This is a genomic window from Sinomicrobium kalidii, assembly GCF_021183825.1.
Classification (GTDB): domain Bacteria; phylum Bacteroidota; class Bacteroidia; order Flavobacteriales; family Flavobacteriaceae; genus Sinomicrobium; species Sinomicrobium kalidii.
The window spans coordinates 3,762,124-3,785,376 of record NZ_CP089211.1 but is presented as its reverse complement, the minus strand read 5'-3'; the positions used below and the strand labels follow the sequence as shown (position 1 = coordinate 3,785,376).

At 45.3% G+C, this 23,253-nt stretch carries 19 protein-coding genes and 3 tRNA genes; 6 read left to right on the top strand and 16 right to left on the bottom strand.

Features of this window, described 5'->3' with window-relative positions; genetic code table 11:
- Window positions 1-25 precede the first annotated feature (25 nt).
- Window positions 26-523 (top strand): phosphoribosyltransferase family protein, encoded by a 498-nt coding sequence (locus tag LS482_RS15335; RefSeq protein ID WP_233031842.1) that lies wholly within the window; start codon window positions 26-28, stop codon window positions 521-523.
- 53 nt (window positions 524-576) lie between these two features.
- Here LS482_RS15335 and LS482_RS15330 read toward each other — a convergent pair whose 3' ends face one another.
- Window positions 577-1,092, bottom strand: coding sequence for a shikimate kinase (locus tag LS482_RS15330; RefSeq protein ID WP_233028388.1), 516 nt, complete (start codon window positions 1,090-1,092; stop codon window positions 577-579).
- A 177-nt stretch (window positions 1,093-1,269) separates the two neighbouring features.
- Here LS482_RS15330 and LS482_RS15325 point away from each other — a divergent pair.
- The 4 genes from LS482_RS15325 to LS482_RS15310 all read left to right on the top strand — a co-directional run bounded on the left by LS482_RS15325 (window position 1,270) and on the right by LS482_RS15310 (window position 3,859).
- A tRNA-Lys gene (locus LS482_RS15325) sits at window positions 1,270-1,342 on the top strand.
- A gap of 304 nt (window positions 1,343-1,646) precedes the next feature.
- Window positions 1,647-1,719 (top strand) — tRNA-Lys (locus LS482_RS15320).
- Window positions 1,720-1,894: 175 nt separating this feature from the next.
- Window positions 1,895-1,978, top strand: a tRNA-Leu gene (locus tag LS482_RS15315).
- A gap of 375 nt (window positions 1,979-2,353) precedes the next feature.
- The gene (locus LS482_RS15310) at window positions 2,354-3,859 is read left to right on the top strand and encodes an MFS transporter (RefSeq protein WP_233028387.1); all 1,506 of its coding nucleotides are present in this window, start codon (window positions 2,354-2,356) and stop codon (window positions 3,857-3,859) included.
- 245 nt (window positions 3,860-4,104) lie between these two features.
- On the opposite strand, the gene LS482_RS15305 is transcribed toward LS482_RS15310, so the two are convergent.
- The 11 genes from LS482_RS15305 to LS482_RS15255 form a co-directional block, all read right to left on the bottom strand.
- Window positions 4,105-4,899, bottom strand: coding sequence for a putative signal transducing protein (locus tag LS482_RS15305; RefSeq protein WP_233028386.1), 795 nt, complete (start codon window positions 4,897-4,899; stop codon window positions 4,105-4,107).
- A gap of 110 nt (window positions 4,900-5,009) precedes the next feature.
- The gene (locus LS482_RS15300) at window positions 5,010-5,927 is read right to left on the bottom strand and encodes a PorP/SprF family type IX secretion system membrane protein (protein WP_233028385.1); all 918 of its coding nucleotides are present in this window, start codon (window positions 5,925-5,927) and stop codon (window positions 5,010-5,012) included.
- 1 nt (window position 5,928) lies between these two features.
- A complete protein-coding gene (locus LS482_RS15295) occupies window positions 5,929-11,145 on the bottom strand; it encodes a T9SS type B sorting domain-containing protein (protein WP_233028384.1) in 5,217 nt (1,738 codons plus the stop codon).
- A 289-nt stretch (window positions 11,146-11,434) separates the two neighbouring features.
- Entirely contained in the window at window positions 11,435-11,839 is a 405-nt protein-coding gene (locus LS482_RS15290; protein ID WP_233028383.1) for a hypothetical protein, read from the bottom strand.
- A gap of 108 nt (window positions 11,840-11,947) precedes the next feature.
- On the bottom strand, window positions 11,948-12,640 hold the full coding sequence (locus tag LS482_RS15285) for a hypothetical protein (RefSeq protein ID WP_233028382.1): 693 nt from the start codon (window positions 12,638-12,640) through the stop codon (window positions 11,948-11,950).
- An 11-nt stretch (window positions 12,641-12,651) separates the two neighbouring features.
- On the bottom strand, window positions 12,652-13,542 hold the full coding sequence (locus tag LS482_RS15280; RefSeq protein WP_233028381.1) for a hypothetical protein: 891 nt from the start codon (window positions 13,540-13,542) through the stop codon (window positions 12,652-12,654).
- 3 nt (window positions 13,543-13,545) lie between these two features.
- Complete coding sequence (locus LS482_RS15275) at window positions 13,546-14,412, bottom strand: hypothetical protein (RefSeq protein WP_233028380.1); 867 nt, start codon at window positions 14,410-14,412, stop codon at window positions 13,546-13,548.
- Between the two features lie 45 nt (window positions 14,413-14,457).
- Entirely contained in the window at window positions 14,458-15,348 is an 891-nt protein-coding gene (locus LS482_RS15270) for a hypothetical protein (RefSeq protein ID WP_233028379.1), read from the bottom strand.
- Window positions 15,349-15,371: 23 nt separating this feature from the next.
- Window positions 15,372-15,746 (bottom strand): hypothetical protein, encoded by a 375-nt coding sequence (locus LS482_RS15265; RefSeq protein ID WP_233028378.1) that lies wholly within the window; start codon window positions 15,744-15,746, stop codon window positions 15,372-15,374.
- 43 nt (window positions 15,747-15,789) lie between these two features.
- Window positions 15,790-16,446, bottom strand: coding sequence for a suppressor of fused domain protein (locus tag LS482_RS15260; protein WP_233031841.1), 657 nt, complete (start codon window positions 16,444-16,446; stop codon window positions 15,790-15,792).
- A gap of 10 nt (window positions 16,447-16,456) precedes the next feature.
- Window positions 16,457-16,783 carry a DUF4870 domain-containing protein gene (locus LS482_RS15255; RefSeq protein ID WP_233028377.1) on the bottom strand — a complete coding sequence of 109 codons (327 nt, stop codon included), beginning with the start codon at window positions 16,781-16,783 and terminating at the stop codon, window positions 16,457-16,459.
- Between the two features lie 187 nt (window positions 16,784-16,970).
- Here LS482_RS15255 and LS482_RS15250 point away from each other — a divergent pair, with 187 nt between their 5' ends.
- Window positions 16,971-18,860: a helix-turn-helix transcriptional regulator gene (locus LS482_RS15250; RefSeq protein WP_233028376.1), complete on the top strand. Its 1,890-nt coding sequence runs from the start codon at window positions 16,971-16,973 to the stop codon at window positions 18,858-18,860.
- 112 nt (window positions 18,861-18,972) lie between these two features.
- Here LS482_RS15250 and LS482_RS15245 read toward each other — a convergent pair whose 3' ends face one another.
- From LS482_RS15245 to LS482_RS15230, 4 genes are all read right to left on the bottom strand, one after another.
- Entirely contained in the window at window positions 18,973-19,533 is a 561-nt protein-coding gene (locus LS482_RS15245) for a TlpA family protein disulfide reductase (RefSeq protein WP_233028375.1), read from the bottom strand.
- Window positions 19,534-19,579: 46 nt separating this feature from the next.
- Window positions 19,580-20,131 carry a TlpA family protein disulfide reductase gene (locus LS482_RS15240; protein WP_233028374.1) on the bottom strand — a complete coding sequence of 184 codons (552 nt, stop codon included), beginning with the start codon at window positions 20,129-20,131 and terminating at the stop codon, window positions 19,580-19,582.
- A 107-nt stretch (window positions 20,132-20,238) separates the two neighbouring features.
- The gene (locus tag LS482_RS15235) at window positions 20,239-22,506 is read right to left on the bottom strand and encodes an aconitate hydratase (protein ID WP_233028373.1); all 2,268 of its coding nucleotides are present in this window, start codon (window positions 22,504-22,506) and stop codon (window positions 20,239-20,241) included.
- 332 nt (window positions 22,507-22,838) lie between these two features.
- The gene (locus tag LS482_RS15230) at window positions 22,839-23,252 is read right to left on the bottom strand and encodes an OsmC family protein (protein WP_233028372.1); all 414 of its coding nucleotides are present in this window, start codon (window positions 23,250-23,252) and stop codon (window positions 22,839-22,841) included.
- Window position 23,253 lies beyond the last annotated feature (1 nt).

Below are 23,253 nucleotides of genomic sequence, written 5' to 3'. Positions count from 1 at the left end.
GTCATCAAATAAAAAATTCATGACCATTTTAGAGCACAAGATACTCGGCCACGAGGAAATAGAGCACAAAATACGGAGAATCGCTTACCAGATCTACGAAACTTTTGCGGAAGAAGAGGAAGTGATCATGGCGGGTATCGTTTCCGGCGGACTCACTTTTGCTGAAAAGATCGCTGCCACGCTGCATGATATTTCCGGCCTGAAGGTTACTCTTTGCGAGGTGACCGTGGATAAGGTCACCCCCACCAATGCCGTACACATATCCGTTCCGGAGGATGTGTACCGAAACAAGGCCGTAGTATTGGTTGATGATGTATTGAATTCCGGAGCCACACTTATTTACGGTGTAAAACACTTCCTGAACGTACCTTTGAAAAAACTGAAAACCGCAGTCCTTATCGACAGGAACCACAAGCGTTACCCGGTTAAAGCGGATTTCAAGGGGATTTCCTTGTCCACTTCCCTCCAGGAACACGTTCATGTGGAATTCGGAGCGACCGAAAATGCTGCCTACCTGCAATAAAACGGACAATTATAGGGGAAAAACCTCAGCCGGGCAAACAAACAGCTTTCCCCTTACTGAATTTCCGAACTGATCGCTTCGGCTATCTCTTCCGGTGTCCGGTTATCCACGTTTACGGCCTTATCGGCTCTCAGGTAGTAAAAGTTTCTTTCAAAGAGGTGTTTACGGATAAATTCTTCCAATTCATCGTCAGACAGATGGTTTATCAACGGCCTGTGATCTTTTTCTTTACCCAATCGTCTTGTGAGTTCGCCCACGGAAGCTTTCAGGTAAAAAACCTTGTCGGCCAGTTCCTTTATACGGTCCATATTGTCTCCGTAACACGGCGTACCTCCCCCAAGAGATATTACCGCATTTTTTGTTCCGGAAAGCAACTCCCCTACATAACGGCTTTCGGCCTTCCGGAAATAGATTTCCCCCCTGTCCCGGAAGAGTTCCGGGATGGTTTTCTGTTCCTTTTCCTCTATATAATCGTCCATATCGACAAGCCTAACAGCCAATTTTTCAGCCAGTATTTTACCCACGGCACTTTTGCCGCTTCCCATATATCCTATCAATACAATTACCATAAAACTTTAATCGATTTAAATACAATACGTTATAGTACCAGACTAAAAAAAACACAAATTTATAGTAAAATCACCTTGAAAAATAAATTATTGATGTTATATTTGCACCCGCCTACCGAGAGGGAGGCTTTTTTTCCAGCAATGACGGGCCATGCGCCCGGAAAGGAATAAAATAATGACCTGGTAGCTCAGTTGGTAGAGCATCTCCCTTTTAAGGAGAGGGTCCTGGGTTCGAGCCCCAGCCAGGTCACTATAAGGTTTCAGGTTTGAAGTTTTAGGTTCAAGGTTGAAATTGACAGTCTGAAAACGGACGAGAAGTTTACCCTGAGTATAGTCGAAGGGAGCCCCAGCCAGGTCACTATAAGGTTTCAGGTTTGAAGTTTTAGGTTCAAGGTTGAAATTGACAGTCTGAAAACGGGCGAGAAGTTTACCCTGAGCATAGTCGAAGGGAGCCCCGGACAGGTCACTGTAAAGTTTCTGGTTTCAGGATTTTTTGATCAGAGAAAACAGTTACTCTTCTGCAGTGTATTTTGAAATAATGATTTTATCGAATTGACCTGGTAGCTCAGTTGGTAGAGCATCTCCCTTTTAAGGAGAGGGTCCTGGGTTCGAGCCCCAGCCAGGTCACTATGAGGTTTCAGGTTTGAAGTTTCAGGTTCAAGGTTGAAATTGACAGTCTGAAAACGGGCGAGAAGTTTACCCTGAGCATAGTTGAAGGGAGCCCCAGCCAGGTCACTATTAAAGTTTCATGTTCAAAGTTGAACGTACCGAACTGAACGAGAATATCTTTTAAAATTTTGTCGCCCACGTGGTGGAATTGGTAGACACGCTATCTTGAGGGGGTAGTGTTCGCAAGGACGTGCTGGTTCGAATCCAGTCGTGGGCACTTTTTAGAACTACAAATGGCCATAAGCCCTTGTAAATTTCATGATTTACAGGGGCTTATGATTTTTAAGGCATTTTTTATTTGATCTGATTCTCACTATCAAGAAATACATTATCTCCCCATACGATTATACCGGATTTTCCGGTCAATGCCGGGTTTATTTTATTTTGATAAATAGTTCCTATTTTATGTTTGCTTCGGCTATAAAGTGGTAATATGTCACATTCCCCCCTCTAAATAGTCGTTTTCACACTCCTTATATGCAAAATAGATCACTGAACTTTGTCATATTCATCAAAATAGATAAAAATGAACAATAATCAATCCCATTCCTGTCTCATTCAAATTAAACACCTAACAAAAAACTAATGTGTTATGAAAAAGGAGATTGCCGTAAAAAAAGCAGGAACAAAGGAGTGGATCGGGCTTGCCATTATTGCCCTGCCGTGTATGCTTTATTCCATGGATCTCACTATCCTTAACCTGGCAGTGCCCAAGTTGAGCGAAGATCTTCAACCCACCAGTGCACAGTTATTATGGATTGTAGATATTTATGGCTTCGTCATCGCGGGACTGATGATCCCGCTGGGAGCATTGGGTGACAGGATCGGCAGAAAAAAATTGCTGTTAATCGGTGCCGCTGTCTTCGGACTGGCTTCTGTATTGGCCGCCTTTTCAAACAGTGCCAATTCCCTGATTGCTTCAAGAGCCATTTTGGGGGTGGCCGGCGCTACGCTGGCACCTTCTACCCTATCCCTCATTAGAAGCATGTTTGAAGACCCAAAACAGCGAACCCTGGCTATCGGAGTATGGATTACCAGCTTTTCCATCGGTGGTGCCATAGGTCCAGTGATCGGTGGTATCATACTGGAATTTTACTGGTGGGGAGCTGTCTTTCTGGTTGCTATTCCAATAATGATCCTATTATTGATTTTGGGTCCGTTCCTGCTTCCTGAGTTTAAAGATCCCAATCCGGGGAAAATGGATCTCATCAGTGCCCTAATGTCATTGACTGCTATTTTGTCCGCAGTATTTGGCATCAAGATGGCTGTAACGGAAGGGCTTCACTTTCAGCCGGTTTTTTTTATACTACTCGGCATACTGATTGGCTGGCTGTTTATACGACGGCAACAGAGATTGGATAATCCCTTTATCGACTTAAAGCTATTTGAAAACCGAAAATTTTCTACTTCTTTAAGCCTGAACCTCCTGGCCGCATTTATGCTTTTCGGGATGTTTTTATTTATTGCACAATATTTTCAACTGGTCATGGACTTTTCCGCATTCGAAGCAGGTTTATGGGGCATTTCTTCAGGGATCGGGTTTATCATCGGTGCACTCACCACCCAATATCTGACCACTAAATTCAAGCCTGTGTTTATCATGACTGCGGGATTCGTCCTGGCTGCTCTGGGTTTTGGATTACTGCTTTTTCTCGGAGGCAGCTTTGATCTGTTTTTTATAGTAAGCGGTTTTACCATCTTTTCTCTTGGGATTGCATTGGTCTTTACATTGGTGACAGATGCCATTGTGGGAAGTGCCCCGCCTGAGCAAGCCGGCCTGGCCTCTTCAATGTCTGAAACAAGCTCAGAATTGGGTGGAGCACTGGGCATTGCAATTTTAGGAAGTATTGGCACACTGGCTTACAAAAACAAAATGTTCAGATCTGATCTTCAAAACGAATTAAATATTGCCGATTCCCTGGGAGGTGTTATCGCTCGTGCAAATCAGCTATCGGCAGATCGGGCATCTGACCTTATTGTTTTAGCAAAAGAGGCTTTTACTAATGGAATGCACTGGACAGCAGGGATATCTGTGATTCTATCGTTAACACTTGCCTTTTTATGTCTGAACAGTTTAAGAAAAGTGAAGCCAATCTAAAAACAATATAGTTTCATTACAATAATCCATATGATTTTTATAAAAATCTATCGTGAACATAATATTTCATTCGTTGCCATATGGTGAGAAGTTTTAAAGTTCCCCAACTTTCCTGACCGCCAATTTCTTCAAATCCTGCATAAAATGGTTCGAAAATTATTCTGCCAATCGCACAAATCAAGTGAAACAAAGGGAGCATTGCTTCCTCTTACTTTTTTAGAAACCACCATGTTACCATCCATTTGTCATTGAATCCAGATATTGACTCCAAGGATTCTGCCGATAACGGTGAGGTCGTTTGATTGGATTTTTATCGTATTGTCTTTAATATCCAACGCATAAACCCCATGGTATTTTGGTTTCTCCGAATTCCTGTCCCCCTCCGCAATCTCATGGCTATTGCCCGGAGAATGATCGTTATTGACATTCCTTTCTGAAATTACCAAACTATCATTTTTTAATTCCCAGCTATATCCATCCTCATTTGAATCAGTTTCAGAGAAAATAGCTACCCCGTTTTTACGAAACTCCATAGTCCCTGAACAATTAAAATAATCACTCTCCGCATTTGATCCCGTCGAATTTGAGCCCAATACCTGTCCTTTATAGTGAATGGTATCAACACACCATATATTTTCAGTCAATCGCTCCAGTTTTGACGGCGTTGACAACGAAACGATCAGGATTGCAGCTATACTGAATATTATCGTTATAAAAATGAGCAGCCTGACTCCCAAAGCCGTCTTGCCAATCCAAGGAAATCCGGCTGTACACCTGTCAAACCAGTTTAAAAACCTGTTTTCTGTCCGCTCTTCAGGTTCAATATAACTGTGGTCCATGAGGATTTGCCGGGCCCTCTGAAAATCTGCTTTTCTTACCGATAGTTTTATGCCACCGATCGCATTCGAATAGAAATTATGGACCTGTACAGTCATTTCATCTATCAACTGAACCTCAATACCCTCAGATTCAAGTTTTACTTTTACAAGATGTGCTTCATGCGGATATGTTAATGTCAATACGGTTATCCAATCTTTCATGTTCATCTGTATTACTGGTTAAATGCCCTGCAGATCATTGTTGAGGATCATCATCATCCCGAAATTCAGCTCCCCTTCTCTCCCGATATGACCGGTTCATTCCTTTTCCGCTAAAAATACGCATTCCCAAAAGAATACGACAGGGCAATTCCGTGACTGTTCCCTAACAAAGAATTTTTAAGCCCTACGTTATAGTGATAAACAAACCTGAAATGCCTGAACAGGTAGATTCCCGCCAGGAAGTTCAGGGAAGAACGACTCCGGTACCCCGCCCCGATCTCAAATTTGTTACTGAAACTCGTGGCCAGATTTACATCGACTTGCATGGGAGCCCCGTCTTCATATTTTAACAACACACTGGGCTTGATCACAATCCTGTCGAACCGGTTTGCAAAAAAACGGTATCCCATATAACCATAAACAGGATTCGACAGGTTCAGGTCATCTCTCGAAGCCAGCTTATCACCCAGGATATTGGGGGCGGAAATCCCCACATAAAAGTCGGCACAGTTGTATAAAAAGCCAACACCAACCACGGGTATGGTCGCATTGATGTTTTCTGAAAATTCAGGATCGTCCGCTATTCCCAGCTCCAGCAGGTTATCGCTGAGTTGATGCACCCCGGCAGTGAGCCCGAACGAAAGTACGTGTTGATCGTAGATCTGCCAGTCGGGACGATCGCTTTTATAGTCGAAAAACAGTTTATACGAATACGCTGCAAAGGCATTGGTGTTCGTCGTCACTCCTATCTTATCTCGGGAGAATGCGGCTCCAAGCCCCATTTTGCCATGGGATACGGGCGAATGAAAACTCAGGGCATAGCTTTTCGGGCTTCCTGCTATGTTATTGATATACCCGTAATGACTCAGGGTGGCTTCGGGTCCCGGGGCCATTCCCGCATAAGCGGAGTTGATAATAAAAGGATTGTAGTTATATTCGGGAAACAAAGCCGTTTGCTGCGCTAAAGCTAAATATCCTCCGCATATCACAAAACACCATGTAAAAATAGATATCATCCTGTTTTTCATCTCAACGTTTTATAACCACAAATCCTTTCACTGTTTTCACCTCATCCCCTTCCCGAAACTGAACATCAAAGAAATAAGTCCCCGAAGGTAACTTGCCCGCACCTAATCCGGTGAGCTTGTTGGCCTGTCCCCTGAACACATTGGAATGATTGTCATACTCCTGTACCCGGAACACCATATCTCCCCACCTGTTATATACGGAAACCGTATTATCAGGATAGTTTTCTATTCCTTCTATTTTCCAGAAATCGTTGTTCCCGTCGCCGTTAGGGGAAAATCCATATTTGGTTTTATTTATATCGACATCCGCCGCCCTGGTGGTAAAACGAATCCCTGTGCATCCCGTAGCACTGCCCTGAACGTTGTAGGGAACTACAGATACGTAGTAAACCATGTTACCATCAAGATCGACAGGCGGACTAAATGTCGTTCCTGTTACTGACCGGTTGTTCACTACGTCCGTTCCACCGGGAGCAGTTCCTATGGAAATGTAGTATCCGTCGGCATCAGCTATGGTGTTCCAGGATATATCGGTAGCTATAGCGACATCGGATTCGCCATCGATCGGACTTGTTATGGTTGTGCAACCAGGAGCTGCCGGCAGTGTTTCCGTAGTAAAACTGATCTCATCACACCCCGCAGCACTCCCCTCCGCATTGTACGGGACTACCCTTACATAATAAGTCGTGTTCTCATCCAGTTCGGCAACCGGGGTAAAAGAATTCCCGGACACCTGCTGATGGTCGACGATCTCCGACCCCCCGGCAGTGGTACCTATCGAAATACGGTACCCGTCGGCATCAGCTATGGTGTTCCAGGATATATCGGTAGCTATAGCAACATCGGATTCGCCATTAGCAGGACTTATGATGGTTGTGCAATCCGGCGGTGTTGCAAGTGCTTTCGTAGTAAAGCTTTCTTCCTGACAGTTTTCGGCCTCTCCTTCGGTGTTGTACGGAACTACGCTTACGTAAATTTCAGTACTCCCGGGCAGGTCGTTGACCAAATCGTAAACCGTGGTGTCGCCCACGTCTTCGTTATCTACAAGGTCCGTACCGCCGGATGTTGTTCCCACGGTAAGGTAATAACCGTCGGCTTCGGGAACAGCATTCCAGCTTATTGCGGCAGAAACAGGGACATTCGTAGCACCGTTAACGGGACGGTACATCGTGGTACAGTCTGGTGGTTTCGGTAAAGTTTCCGTAGTAAAACTGATTTCGGTGCAATCCTCGGCACTTCCCTCATCATTGTACGGAGTGACAATTATGAAATAGGTGGTATTTTCTTCCAGACCGACCTCCGGGATATAGGTTGTTCCGGTTACGGATTCGTGATTTACAATATCCGTGCCACCGGAAGTAGTCCCTATGGAAATGTAGTACTCGTCGGCATTGGCAACTTCTTCCCAGGTAATTTCCGTATCAAGCGCAATGCCCGTATCGCCATTTGCCGGGGAAATCATCGTGGTACAAACCGGTAGTGGTATTGGCAGGGTTTCTGTGGTAAAACGGATTTCATCACAACCAGTTGCTGCTCCGTTATCGTTAAAAGGTACTACACTGACGTGGTAGGTAGTGTTCTCTTTAAAATCGGTTGCAGGGTTATAACTGGTTCCGGTTACTGGCTCTTCGTTGACCACAATATCGCCGGCACCGGTTCTTACAGAAATGTAATAACCGGAAGCGTCTTCAACCGCATCCCAGGTGATTTCCGAATCAAGCGGAACATCCGTGTCTCCGTTTGCCGGAGAAGTTATCGTGGTACAGCCGGGGGGAAGAGGCGTCGGTTCCACTATCGAAAAACTAATCTCTTCACAACCCGTAGCCTCGCCTGCTTCGTTATAAGGAATTACCTTAAGGTAATAGGTCCCCCACTCAGGGTCTTCAAAATCCTCCCCGTGTTCCAGTCCATTCGCTACATCCGTACCCCCCGGAGTAGTGCCCATATAAATCCGGTAGCCGTCGGCTCCTTCCACACTTTCCCATCCGATTCCCTCGTAAGCGGGATAGGTAGTTCCATTTACAGGCGTGGTGATCACAGCACAATCAGGAGGTGTCAGCGTTTCTGTAGTAAAACTGATTTCATCACAGCCTTCTGCCTCACTGCCGTTTTCGTTATAAGGTATTACGCTGACGTAATAGGTTGTGCCTTCTTCCAATCCATTTTCCGGGGTGAATATGGTGTCGCTCGTGTTTTCTTCATAAATTATTTCCTCATTGGTACGGATAGAAAGGTGATAGCCGGTAGCTCCCTCAACTGCGCCCCAGGTAATGTTTGTATCAAGCGAAATACCGTCGGCTCCATCTGTCAGATTTTCGATAAAGGCACACGCTAAGGGTGGCGGATCTGAAAATTCAGCTTCAAAAACGCCCATATCGATAATGCTCCCGTTGGCGTAATCAAACACCCGCGGATTGCCGGCCAAATCCAAATCGTTTTGTAAGTCTCCGCCAGCAGCGGTATAGAGGCTATTGTCGCCCGTGTCTATGGCGGGGCTCCCGGATTGGAGGCTATAGTCATCATTGGCGGGGTCGGTAAAGAGCGGATCTGCGTTTAGGTTGCCACCGTTGTCGGTTATGGTACCGGCAACATCGTAAGCACTGTCGGCGTAAAGACTGTGGGAAAACGTGGCCGTACCTATAGTCCTAAATTCCTTACCAACAAGGGGAGCCTCATTGCCCCAAAGGATACTGTTATTCAGCGTGAGGGTCCCCTGGTTATTAATCCCGCCACCACCATAATCCGGGCTGTTTGCTGTATTTTCTGTTACGGTACAATTGGTCAGAGTAAGAGTTCCACCACCGAAATTACTAATCCCGCCGCCTGCTGATCCGGTTTCATTATTAAATATAAGGCAGTTCATCATTTCAAGGGTTCCGGCATTACTAACACCTCCTCCGCGGGAGTTACTCATATTTCCGGAGATAGTACAATAGGCCATGATGAGCGTGCCGCCGTTGTTTATAATCCCACCTCCGCGAAAACCTGAAAAGTTGTGAGTAAACCGGGAATGGGTAATCGTAGGTGCGCTGCTGCCTGTAATAAAAACACCTCCGCCATTGCGGGCAACAGTAGCCCGGTTGCCGATAATGGTTAGATAACCAAGCGAAGGAGAGCCGGACTCCATAAAAATACCGCCACCGCCATCGATACTCCCACTATTATCAGATCCCCCGGTAATGGTAAATCCATTTAGCGCGGCTGTATTGTCCGTACCGGAGCCGGTTACTACGTTGTAGCTGTTGGCTCCCCGTATTTGGTTTTGCGGGTCGGTGATGATGTCCTGAGCATCATTATCATCAATGTCGCCGCTTAAAACAGCCACGTTGTTTTCCCAATCGCGTTCGTCCAAATCGGTTTCCGTAGCGTCAAAACCACCATAGATTTCCACGCCACTGACGAGTTGAAAGGTGGCTTCCCGGTCGGTGGGGTCGCCGGTGGGGCGGTAGTTGCCTGTAGCTACCCAAATCTGTAAGGCGCCATCTGTTGTGGCGTCCCAGTCCTGTGCCCAGTCTAAAGCATCGCGGAGTTCTACCACGGCGTTTTCCCAGGAGTCGCCGGCGTCGGTATAGTTGGGGTCGGCAGTATCTACGTTTTGATCTACATAAAGGATATTGTTATTGGGGATGATTTCGGTCTCACCTTCCGTTTCTTTTGCTTCAAAAGCACCTATATCTATGTTCTCTCCCTGGCGGCGGTCATTTCCGCCAAGGTCGGTGGTATTTGCAGCGCGGGTTAGGGAAACTTCGTTAAAACGTGCGGCTGCTCCTGCATCTATGGCAGGACTTCCGGGTTGCAGGTGGAAATTGGCAGTTAATAGCGGGTCCATAATTAAATTAGCGGTGCCGTCGGGGTATTTTTGCAGGATGTTTCTTCTTACATCGAGTGTTACGTCGGTTGATACAGGGAAATAATCGGAGCTAATATCCGGGTAATACCCTTCCCTTTCCGTGGTATTGTCCCAAAATACGGAGTTGTAGATTTTTGTGTTGGAATCGTAATAATCGTATATAACGGCCGTATTGCTATTGTTTACAAAGGTGCAGTTCACTACGCTAAGCCATCCTCCGTTGTTGTTGTATATAGCCCCGCCCCTGACAAGGGCCACATTCCCCTGAAACAGGGAATTTACCATGGTCATATTCTCATTGTCAATAGTATTCCCGGCATTGTAAATGGCGCCTCCGTTTTCACCGGCAGTATTCTGTACAAAGTGGCAACGCTCGGCATAGAGTGTTGTGCTATGGCTGTATGTGTGTATAGCGCCACCGTTTACTGTTGCCTGATTATTTTTAAAATAATTGTCTCTTATCGTTAAGGTTTCCCTAATTCCAATGGCTCCCCCGTCGCGCGCTTTGTTTGCTGTAAACCTTGAACCCTCTACCACATCACTATCGGAGAATTCTAAACCCAGGGCACCTCCGGTCCCCCCCGTTTCGTTCTGCACGAATTTACAGTTTTGAACGGTAAAGGGTACTCCATTCCCTCCCGAAGACTTACGGATGGCCCCTCCGTAGAATTGTTTGGCGGTGTTTTTTGTAAAGACCGAATTTTTGAACGTAAAACGCACATCGGAACGGTTCTGTACATAAACAGCCCCGCCACTTTCCTCGGCAGTATTGTTGCTGAACTGGCATTTGTTCACCACTAATTTCCCATAGGAATAGCCTTCTTCCACAATGTAAAGAGCACCACCGTTTGTTTCGGAAAAATTATTGTTAAAACGGCAACTCCGGATGGTGATGTTGCTTTCATCACTGGGGTTTATGTGAAGGGCACCCCCTCCGGCACCGGCACCAGTGTATCTTCCGTTCTTAAACCGAATGCCGTCTATCACCATATTTTCTATTTCGTCAAAAGCCGTATTTTCTTCGTTTACCACCAGTATCTGGGTGGAACCTCCGCCATCGAGAATGGTTTTGTTGGTTTTCCAATCGCGGTCACCACGAGTTTCTTCCGTGCCGTCAAAACCGCCGAAGAGTTTTACATCCGAAACGTTGAGGTTTAAGGTTTCGCTAATATGATACGTGCCGGCTTGTATCCAAATTTCATCATCCTCTGAAGCATTGTTAACGGCGTTTTGAATACTTCTTGCATTTTCCCACGACAAACCATCGCCCGTACCCCGTGCTTTAGGAGCAACATGAATAATGGTTTGTGCCTGAACAAACACCCCCGCCAAACACGCTATAAGAAAAGTGAAGTAGAATTTATGCATATACCGAACATCGTTTTGACCTGTATCGAGGCCTGTTAAAAACTTCCGGAACAAAAGTAGGGGCACCGCCGGCCGGCGGCAATGTTTAAGCGCATACACAGTGACTACAAGCCATTTGAAGGGCGTCTACAAAGCGTCTACATCACGGTGAAATTGACAGATGTCCGGTATTTGGCGATATTAAAGTGATGAGCCCGGGATGTTGTTTTTGAAGTGTAGCTACATCCTGTATTGATCCGGATGACAGGCTTAGACAGTTTAAGGTCTTAAGCCTTATTTTCCGGCATATTTATTCCCGGCTCCCAAAAACAGGTTTATCCCTGGTCCAGACCATTTCGTATTCCAGTGCCGTGGTGGGCGTAGGGATAATTTCTCCGGTGATCCGGATGGTTTTACTATCGCCATCGGTAACTTCATATATTTTGGAAATCTTGATATGGCTGCCTTTAGGAATATCCTCCACTTTTTCTCCACCGGAGGCGGCAGGATCGGGGCTGAGAAAATAGCCGGTTTTTATACCGCTGCCGTCTGTGTATTTGTAGTAGTACAGCGGCTGGTTGGTAAAGAAGATGTTATTGGCCAGTTCCGCATACTCAGGTTCCCCGGAAACATCTTTTGTATTGCTGTTGCCACAGGAAACGGGCATCATCCCGCAAAAGATCAGGATCGCGATAATTTTCAGACTTTTTTTCATGATTTCATTTTTTATGAGGTTTACAGAATTAGAGATTTAAAGATCAGCTGATTGCCGGAGTACCGACATCCGGATATTCGGTGTATATTCCCAACCCGTCCCGGCTTCTCATTCTTTTCTTTCACCCAGGTAAAACTCGGTTAAACCATCTTCCGAGATCAACCGTTTTGAATACGCTTCCAGTTCCTTTGCTTTGGCGGCTACACCCTCCACCTCAAAATCAGTGCTGTTCATCTGTGCTTTCGGCTGTGAAGATTTGCTCATATCCGTACCCGGAGCTATGAAATAGGTATCGCCTTCTATTTTCACCACCTTAAACCAACCGAACTTCACATCTGCCCCCATGGGACTTCCCTTCTGTTTATATCTGGTGAAATTGCCAAAGTAAATATCGCCTTCATTCAGCTTTGCTTTTTCGGCCATTTCCTGTTGATAGGCTCTTTGTTGCGCCGGTTCCTGTATTCCTTCATAAACGAGATATCCTAACAGACCAAAGGCAGACAAAAAGAAAATCCACCCGAAAACGGTTAGCTTACGCACTCCTTTTTGCGGCGGTATTTTTGCCAGTTCCTGTTGTGCAAATTCTTTCATTTCACCCGACCACTTCCGCTTTGGAATACGGATTCCTGCAGGGGTTTCTACGTATCGGGGAAATACTTTTTTCGTTTTATGTACGGTAAATGCGGTTCTGCTTTCCCTTTGCAATAAATCGAGTACCATTGGCCCCCCCGGGTTTCTCGGGTTTTTTAAATGTGCTGCACTTACTTGTTTAACACTGATATCCTTTATTCTGATCCACATGAGGTATTATTTTAGGGTAAAATGATATTTTCCAACCGGAACCTGAGTTCTTTTACGGCGTTTTCATTTTCAAGAATGACCTCCATTCTGCAATCAGCGGCCGGCACTTCACTTAACTTAATTTGATACAGGTCCTCTGAAAATGTATAGCCCGTGTTTATTTTCTCGTCATTGCCGTTATATACATTGATCTGATAAATATGCTCTTTGCCGTCATTTCGATAAAAGTTAAGCGTTCGGCTTGGATAAGCATCATCAAAACGGATGATATCGCCAAGTAACCCGATTACAAAATCCAGTTCTTCTGCTTCCTCATCTGCTATTTCGTTTTCTTTTTTTAATTGTTCAATCTTCGTATGAAAGGCTTTTTTCCTTGCTTTCGCTATGGTTTGCAAGCTATCTGCCTCAATGAGCGTAAGCTCCATACCAACCCGGAAATCAGCCAGTAAATTTTCGTTTTCCCTATGGATGAAATCGCGTATTACCATTTTCGCGTTGTTCTCTTCGGTAGGGGTAAAATACTGAATAATGCCTTCCACAACCTTTATTCTGGCGGCATTCCGGGTCGGGGCTTCAAATGCGAGTTCCACTTTCTTCTTCGCCTGGTATTCAGCGGGCCTTTTGCCCCAGAAAGGGTCCCCCAACTCTTTTAGTTGCTTCCCTTTATCATCTGCCGCCCTGACATTTTTCACTTTAATGAAGTGGTCTTTATCCAGTTGCAGGCCGTTGATCATTGTTATGAGGGTTATTCTGCTTACGGTATCGTTACGCGACCGGTTTTTGTCTTCGCCCCAAAACCGGTCTTCTTCCACATTGTGCAAAAACACGTGAAGGTCCTGTGAAAAAGCTACGGTGGCCATAAGGGTAAACACAGCGGATATTATGATTTTCGTCAGTCGCATCACTTAGGGTAATTTTATGTTTTTTAATTGAAACGGGAGCTCTTCAATGGCATCTTCGTTTTTTACAATAATCCTTAATGTGTAATCCGGTTGCAACGGTTCGTCACATCCAACCCTGTATTGTTCTCTTCCATGAGAATAGCTTGTACTCACTTTTTTTCCCTTATCATCGTAGATTTCCAGTCTGTACAGTTCTTTATTTTTATCTTCTACATAAAAAACAAGGTCGTGCCCGGGTTTTGCATTCCAGAGCATATAGTTTACAATGTGCAGGGCATCCTGTTTTGATCTACCAATGCCAGACTTACGGTGAAGGTCCCCAACGGCGGCATCGTAATCCTTGTTGCTTTCATCGCTTAACTTCTTTAAACTATCAACATCAATTTGTATGAGCCGGATATCGGGGTGAATCCCTTTCAGGAGGTTTTCGTTTTTCCGTTCGGTAATATTGGCAATGGTAACTTTCGACTTTTTGTCTTCGGAAATAGTAAAGTATTGCAGTACGCCTTCTATTTTTTCAATTTCGGTAGCCTGCCTTCCGGGGGCGCTGAACGCAATCGGCAAGTGATCATCTTTCTGAAAATACCCGCCGTAAGGATAGCCTGTAAGCCAGCGCAGGGAATAGCCGGTATTATCTACCGCCGTAGTAATTTTCTGAATTTGTATTTGATGGTTTTTGTCAATTTTCAGGCCTTCCACCTTCGTTTGTAATGTTATTCTGCTTTGTTTATCTGTAATATACCGCTGTTCGCCCACACCATTTAACTGCAGGTTGAGATCTTGTGCAAACACGGGTGAGCTACTCAGGCAAATGAGAAGTATGATCAGGGTTGATCTTATTTTATGTCGTATGAGTGATGTTAATGTCATTGTTTTCTCCATTTTTCTGTAGCTTATATTTTTAGACGCAGATAATTATCTGATTTCCAATTCTGTGGTTACCGCAATTTGTTTTTCCGAATGTTGGTCTTTCAGCACCGCTTTCAATTTGCACGGGTTATGGACCTTACCACCGTAAAAACCAATCGTTGCATATAATTTATCGTTGAACGTATCTGCATCCAATCCGGTGTCTTCATATTTTTTGAAAAGATTGGCGTCTGAAAGCAAAATGTTTCCCCGTCGGTCAGTAATTTCAATGGAAAAAACCGGAAACACTACTCCTTCGGTTTGTTTAAAACCGTCAGCACCTTCTACAATCAACACAAATGAATGATCTGCATTAATGGTTTTGTCCGTAACAAGTTGATGTCCGGTCTGATCCCACAAATAGATATTGTCATAGGTTGCACCGGACGTTTCAATATCCAGAAAATCATTTCCTGTGACCGTAAAAGGCATTTCATAGCTGAATTGCCCGGTTCCCTTTTCATCCCAGATATTGATATGAACTTTGTATTTCTCATGATCTTTATGCGGCAAAGCAGCCGTGAAGCTGGCCTGTAATTGCAATGGCGACAATGCTGTACCATCTTCCAAATGATCGAGCAGGTTTGCATAAGCGAGTACGGTGTCCTTCTCGTTTTTTACGATATGCAACGACAGGCCGGGAAATTTTTTTCCGTCCTTTTCGGTGAAACCGGTAAGGTCGTCGAACACAAAGTTTACCTTTTCGCCGAATACAAAGGTGTTTCTACGGTCTTTTGTGCCGTTCACTTCTATTGAAATATTCTCACAGCCAATGCCATCGCCTCCCGAAAGGGCCCCGGTCTTCAGGTCTTTGTGAACAGACCGGTTGAACTCGCAGGCGGTAAAAACCTTCAAAGCGGCTATCAGGATTAAGGCGATAAATAGTATTCGTTTCATTTCCAATCGACTAAAATAAGGGTTTAAATCCCGGAACCTCCGTAAAATGACTTCAGCACCATATTGACTTCCTTTTTAAATTCCCTGTACGGGAAGTTATGCTTTTGCGCCATCCCCCTGACCTGCTTTCTGATCGCACGCTGACGTTTAAACACCATAAAGGCAATGACCAACAGAACGAGCACTATAATGCCAGGTATAAGGACCATTGTATTGCGTATGGTGTTGTGTTCGGCTATCGTATACCTCTTTCCGGCAATAAAAAAGTTGTAACCGCCAATGATCACGATCATCAAAAGACCGGGTATTCTTATGCGGCGATAGTATTTTACGAGTTCTTCGTACGCTTTAAAAACAGCCTGGATTTCCGTCTCTTTGATGTTCGGTATAAATTTCAAACCGGTATGTTGTTTTGTTTCCATTAGTAACTATGGTTGTATCCTATTTTCTGTTCAAGTCAGTAATCAATAAAGGATTGTTCGTTTTCAGTTCATCGATCAGTTCTTTGACGGCTGTTGTCACAGGGTTTTTCTTTAGTCGTTGCACTTCATTTTCGGTGATGCCCACCAGTTGTAAAAAAGATACTTCCCCGTGCGGGGTATCGATTTTTCCCAGTTCCGGGTCAAGCGCAAAGACAAATCCGGTAATTTCGGTATCGGTATTCAGTCTTACGGGGCCGTTGGCCGGGACAAAGTGGTTCTCTTCAAACCATTTTCCACTGTTAAAGACGTAACTCGCCAGGTTGTTCATCACCTGAACCGCCCAGAGCGGGTCATCCTTGTCGTCTTCAAACGGCTTTAGCCTGAATGTAAACTCAAATCCCCATTTGCTAAATTCACTGCCGGCCAAGGCTTCATTATAATAAAGTTCGGACATTCCGTAACTGACAATATGCCTGTGGAATTCCTGCTTATCGGAATCGTAAATACTCGCTCCGTCAATGGGATCGCTCCCCCCTGCGGCAAAATGCAGACCGCAAAGGGGACCGTAGTGCCTGGGTTTGGTATCTCTATAGTTCTTTTCCAGTGAAATGTCTATGGATTGCCAGCCTACCGCATCATCAGCGGTAAATGTTTTTATATAGGTTTCCCGGTCCATTTTCAACAGATCAGAAGTTAAACTTCCCTTCAAAGAATTTCCCGATCAGCGGCACAGGTTTCAGGGCTTCGTTATTGGCTGTAATAATGCCGAAAATAAGCAGGACGACGGGTACAAAACCTGCCAAAGAAAGTATACCTGCCAGGGAAGGCACCACCCCGATGAGTATGGCAAGAACAATGTTCAGGAGTATGGAAAAAATGAATACTCCCAGTCCCTGACCGAGGTGATAAGAGGCCAGTGCGCTCTTCTGTTCATTTCCCTTGTGCTGTAAATAGGCAATGATCCATCCGATGATGGTGATGTACGATACGATTGAAATGGTTTTGGCATTCATTTTTATCTGATTTTATGATTACTGATTCCTGTTAAGAACGTCGGGGACAAATTTAAGGGGCCGGAACTCCTGAAACAATTTTCAGCTGCATACACAGCGACTACAAGACGTAGGAAAAACGTCTACAAAGCGTCTACGGAATTTGTATCTTTGGTAAGGGAAGTTCTAATTGTTATACTTTTACCGCATGATCAGATCATTATTTGTTTGCTTTCTTATTGGCTTGGCCACCTTGTTCCGGCCGTCTGAAATACAGGCACAATCCATAGTTATCGATTCCCTGAACACCGTTATTGATAATCCCGGTGCCGCCAATGGCGACCGTATTAAAGCCATGGGGAAACTCGCTGAAATAATGGCCAGGAACAAACGGTCCGGAGAAGCTTTGAAAACAGCAAAAGAGGCGTTGGAACTCAGTTATCCGGAAAAGGACAAGGGGTACAGTGCTATTGTTCATTCCATTTTGAGTTACCTGTATTTCCAACAGGACAGCATTACGCTGGCATTTCAAGCCGCAGACAGTTCACAATGGTATGCTTCACGAACAGCAGATAAGATCGTACAGGGGCGGGTACTTTCTCAAAAAGGATGGCTGGAGAATATGATGGGAAACCGGGATAAGGCCTATAAATATATGCTGGAGGCACTCCGCATGTTTGAAGGAGAAAAAGCCTTTCCCTACCAGAGCAGTATTTACCATCGCCTTGCCGCTATTTACGCTTATTGGGAGGAACCCGAAAAACAATGGTATTATACCAAACGCTGCCTCAGTACCGCCCTGAAAAGCGGCAACCCTGATATTATTGCCAACGCTTACCTGAGCATGAGCGGCAGTTACCTCAACCGTTTCCGCAGGGATTCTTCGCAACGGCAACTGCTGGATTCTTCCAAATACTACAATAAACTGATACTGAAATTAACCGAATTAAAACAAAAGTACATTACCACACCGGGCATCAAGGGAATTGCCGCCCTGAACATGGCGAACCTTTATTATGAGTTCTATCCGCTTACCTATAAAGACAGTGCCCGGGTATACCTCGATCAGGCGATTAAAGCAGGAAGGGAATCCAGGTATCCGGATATTATTGTCAACAGTTATGGTATTTTAAGCGAATATGCCAGAAAAGAGGGCGATTACAATCAGGCAGAAAAGCTATTGAATATGGCGATGACGGAAATTTCCAGCAATCCCAAGAGCGGTGCCCAGATAAAAATGCGTATCAGCAGTGTCCTCGCCAAGGTGGCCGAGCAGAGTGGTGATAACGCCAAAGCGCTGGCCTATTACAAACAATATATGAGGTTTGATAACGAGTTCTTTGACGAAAAAAAACTCTCCATCACCCAGAAACTCGAAGCGCAATACCAATCTGAAAAGAAAGAATTGGCCCTCGCGGCCGCTCAACAGGAAGCTGCTTTTACAAAAAAACTGAACCGCTATTACCTGATCCTGATCGCTGCCGGGCTGGTGGCCCTGTTTTTTCTGTTCCGGTCGTATCATTTCAGACTAAAAGCATCCCAGCAACGGCAATTATTGCTTACCGGCGAAAAGAACGAAGCTGAGCTCCAAGCTAACCTTAAAGCTGAGGAAACCGCCCGCCTGCAGGCCGAACGCGAACTCATGCAGGAACGCCTGGACCGGCTCGAAAAAGAACTCCTGGCCGGCACCTTGCAGGTAGAGGAAAAAAACACCCTCCTGCACGACCTCCGGGAGAAACTCAACTCCCTGGACAGCAATGATCCCCTGTACCGGCAGATCAACCGGCTGATCTCCAAAAATTACGAAGTAGACAAGGGCTATGACGACATCAAAACTGAATTTGCAGAAATACGCCCCGAGTTTATTGCCGGCCTCCAGCAAAAGGCAGAAAACAAACTCACCCGTCTCGATTTGAAGTACTGTTCCTATATACTGATGGGACTTACCAACAAGGAAATTTCCATAAAGCTAAATGTCAGCCCAAAAAGTATCCGAATGGCACGCTACCGGCTCAAACAGAAATTGAAACTGCAAAAAGACGAAAGTCTCGATCAACTCATTAATGACCTGGGTACAAAACCAAATTCCACTGCATAAACTGTTTTAACCGGGCAAAACTGACAGAGCAACAAAGCACGTTTAACATCCTTATAACCCCAAAATAGCACAAAAAATTTATGGCAACTGTTTTTCACATGTAAAGTTAAACTTACTCCTGTAATAACCTGTCCAGAATGTTTTTTACCTTAGCACTATCCCAATTTGCCGTCCCCTTTTTCCGTATGACAATATTTCCCTCCTTATCAATAACCCATGTGGCGGGTATGCTTTCGGAAAACAGCTTTTCCGGAACCTTACTGACCGGAAAATATACGGGTAACGCCCAATTTTTTTCCTTCAGAAAGGTTTTTACTTTTTCCGGTTCTTCACCGGTGACAAACAGAAATACCATCTTATTCCCATATTGCTTGTAAAGCCTTTGCATATCCGGCATTTCCGCAATACACGGCGGACACCAGCTGGCCCAGAAATTGATGAGCACCACTTTATCCCGGGCCGTATTAAAGTCGTATACTTCTCCCTCAAGCGACCTCAAATTCCAGTTATAATTGCCTATGTTATCCCGTTCTTCCGCAAGGATCTCGGAGGGACTGAAAGCAACAACTCTGTTGACCCATATTTTTAACGTGGTCCCTACAGGGGTAAACAGGACAAGTACTGCAAAAAGCAGCAGGGCAAGGTTATAAAGCTGTTGTTTTTTGGTTTTCATAATACAAACAATTTCCGGTCAATAATCCGGACCGAATAGCGCAGTCCTATTCCGTCAACTTATCCAGCAACTGCCTTACGGCCCCACTGTCCCAGTCTGCAACTCCCTCGTGTTTTACGGCCACATTTCCTTCTTTATCCACAATATATCCGGAGGGGACCTTCGTGGCATCAAAGGGCATTTTTTCACCTATAATCAGGTACGTTACCGGAAAAGTATAATCTCTTTGCTGCATAAACGCTTTTACCGGCTCCCGCTTTTCATCGGTAATGATATAAAAGTCCACTTTGTCCCTGTAATCATCATATAACCTTTGCACAGCAGCTCTTTCGGCTACGGAGGGTATACGCCATGATGCCCAGAAATTTACAAAGACAACACGCCCTTCGGACCGTTTGAAATTGAATATCTCCCAGTTTTCATCTTTCAATTTCCAATCGTAATCCGATATTTTTTCCCTTTCCCCCGCTTGTATTATTTCCGGACCGGATGCAAACCATTTATTGAGCAAGATCTTGCTTTCATCTCCCAGGGGTGTCACAAAAAAAGCCAATACGGCCAGTATCAACAGTATATTCAGTACGGTACGTCTCTTCACCTTTTATTTTTTTATCGGATATTGCATTCCCGATGCTGTTACAAAAATAAAAAACTCCCTGTTACGGGAGTTTTCTCTTTATTCATTTATTTTATATACCGTTCAACTTATGCTTTACCGGCAGCAGCAATCAGGTTTAATGCAGAGCCCGCTTTAAACCATGCGATCTGTCCTTCATTATAGCTGTGATTGGTTTTGATCACATCTTTGCTGCCATCGCTGTGCACCACTTCGAGGGTCAGCGGTTTATTGGGAGCAAACTCTTCCAGGTCAACCAGGTTAAAGGTATCATCTTCCTGAATGAGATCGTAATCATTCTCATTATCAAATGTAAGCGCAAGCATACCCTGCTTTTTGAGGTTGGTTTCGTGGATACGTGCAAACGATTTTACGAGTACCACTTTCACACCGAGGTGACGGGGCTCCATCGCCGCATGTTCACGGGAAGAACCTTCACCGTAATTATGATCTCCTACCACTATGGTAGGTATTCCGGCTGCTTTATATTCCCTTTGCGTATCCGGTACGCCACCGTACTCACCTGTGAGCTGGTTCTTCACGAAATTGGTTTTCATGTTGAACGCATTTACCGCACCGATCAGACAGTTATTGGAAATATTGTCGAGGTGTCCGCGGAAACGCAACCAGGGTCCCGCCATCGAAATATGGTCTGTAGTACATTTTCCGTGGGCCTTGATAAGCAGTCTCGCCCCGGTAATGTTTTTTCCGTCCCACGGCTCGAAGGGTGTGAGCAGCTGTAAACGCTCTGACGTTGGCGATACGGATACTTCCACATCACTGCCATCTTCTGCGGGTGCCTGATATCCGGCATCTTCCACGGCAAAACCTTCCGGCGGAAGTTCATACCCCCTCGGCTCGTCGAGCATCACTTCCTCACCATCTTCATTGATCAGTTTGTCATTCAGCGGGTCAAAGTCGAGCCTTCCGGAAATAGCTATGGCGGTCACCAGTTCGGGAGACCCTACAAAAGCCAGGGTATTGGGGTTTCCGTCAGCCCTTTTGGCAAAGTTCCTGTTGAATGAGTGTACAATAGTGTTACGCTCTTCCTTTTCAGCACCTGCGCGATCCCACATACCGATACACGGGCCACAGGCATTGGCAAACACCGTAGCGCCGATCTTATTGAACGTATCTATAAAGCCGTCCCTCTCTATCGTAAAACGCACCTGTTCCGATCCGGGCGTAATGGTAAAGTTCGATTTTGTTTTCAGTTTTTTATCCGAAACCTGCCGGGCCAGCGAAGCTGCCCTGGAAATATCTTCATAGGAAGAGTTGGTACAGGACCCTATAAGTCCGTATTCAACCTTGAGCGGCCAGTCGTTTTCTTTTGCCGCTTCCTTCATTTTGGAAATCGGCGTAGCCAGGTCCGGGGTAAACGGTCCGTTGAGATGCGGTTCCAACTCAGAAAGGTTGATCTCGATCACCTGGTCGAAATACTGTTCCGGGTTTTCATACACTTCCGGGTCTGCCGTAAGGTATTCTTTCACTTCCCTGGCCGCATCGGCAACATCTTCGCGATCCGTAGCGCGCAGATAACGGTCCATGGATTCATCATATCCGAAGGTAGATGTGGTTGCCCCTACTTCGGCCCCCATGTTGCAGATGGTTCCCTTACCTGTGCAGGACATTGCCTTGGCGCCTTCTCCGAAGTATTCGACGATAGCCCCGGTTCCTCCTTTTACGGTAAGGATCCCGGCAACCTTCAGGATAACATCTTTCGGTGCTGCCCACCCGGAAAGTTTTCCGGTAAGCTTTACCCCGATCAGTTTGGGAAATTTAAGTTCCCAGGGCATTCCGGCCATAACGTCCACAGCATCGGCACCACCGACACCAATGGCGATCATCCCGAGTCCTCCGGCATTTACAGTATGTGAATCCGTACCGATCATCATCCCTCCGGGGAAAGCGTAATTTTCAAGTACAACCTGGTGAATGATCCCGGCTCCGGGTTTCCAGAAACCTATTCCGTACTTATTGGATACCGATCCCAGGAAGTCAAATACTTCATTACTGGTTTCGTTGGCTTTCTTCAGATCCTTATCAGCCCCTACCTTGGCCTGGATCAGGTGATCACAGTGTACTGTAGTGGGCACGGCTACCTGGGGTTTCCCGGCGTGCATAAACTGCAACAGGGCCATTTGTGCCGTAGCATCCTGGCAAGCGATCCTGTCCGGGGCAAAATCCACATAGTCCTTCCCTCTTTCAAATGCCTCTGTGGGGTTTCCGTCCCACAGGTGGGCATATAAAATCTTTTCGGATAAGGTCAGCGGCTTACCTACCACTTCACGGGCTTTATCCACCCGCTCGGCTATTCCAGCGTAGACCTTTTGAATCATATCAATATCAAAAGCCATTGTCTATAAAGTTTTTTATTTTGAAAGTCCAGCAAAAATACGAAATCGCCAACACATTTTAAAGTTTTTAATATCTCCTTTTCTTTAGCAGATAATTCGCAATAAACACAGTCAACCCCTCTCCTATTTTACGTATTTGATATTTTGAATATGGACAAAATACAAAATTGTTAAAACAAGGGTGAAATATCCCTTAAAACAGGACTATTGTTTTTATTTATGGAGGAATAATAAAACGAAATTTTAAGGGAATGTTAAGCAAAAACCGGTGTCCTTTCGTTTTTTACCGTATTTAAAGAGGAATCGGTAAGGGGGACAATATGAAAAAAGCTTCAGGCCGAAGTTTTTCCCCAGTTGAAGATGATCTCTTTATTTATATCCGGATGCAGGCTGTGGTGTACGGGGCAGGTATTTGCCGTGTGCTCCAGTATTTTCCTGCTCTTATCTCCCGGGGCAACGGGAAAATTCATAACAATCTTAATTCCCGATATACGCCTCGGGTTGGCAGCCATAACCTTGGTCACTTCCGCTGTTGCCTCTGTGAGGTCTACTTCCAGTTCGCGTGCTTTTATCCCCATAACGGTCAGCATACAACTGGCCAGTGCGGTGGCCACCGTATCTGTAGGGGAAAAGGCTTCTCCCTTGCCGTTATTGTCGGTAGGGGCATCGGTAGTAAAAGTATTTCCCGACCGCAGGTGTTCGCACACCGTTCGCAGGTCGCCTTTGTAGGTTACTTTTGAAGTCATT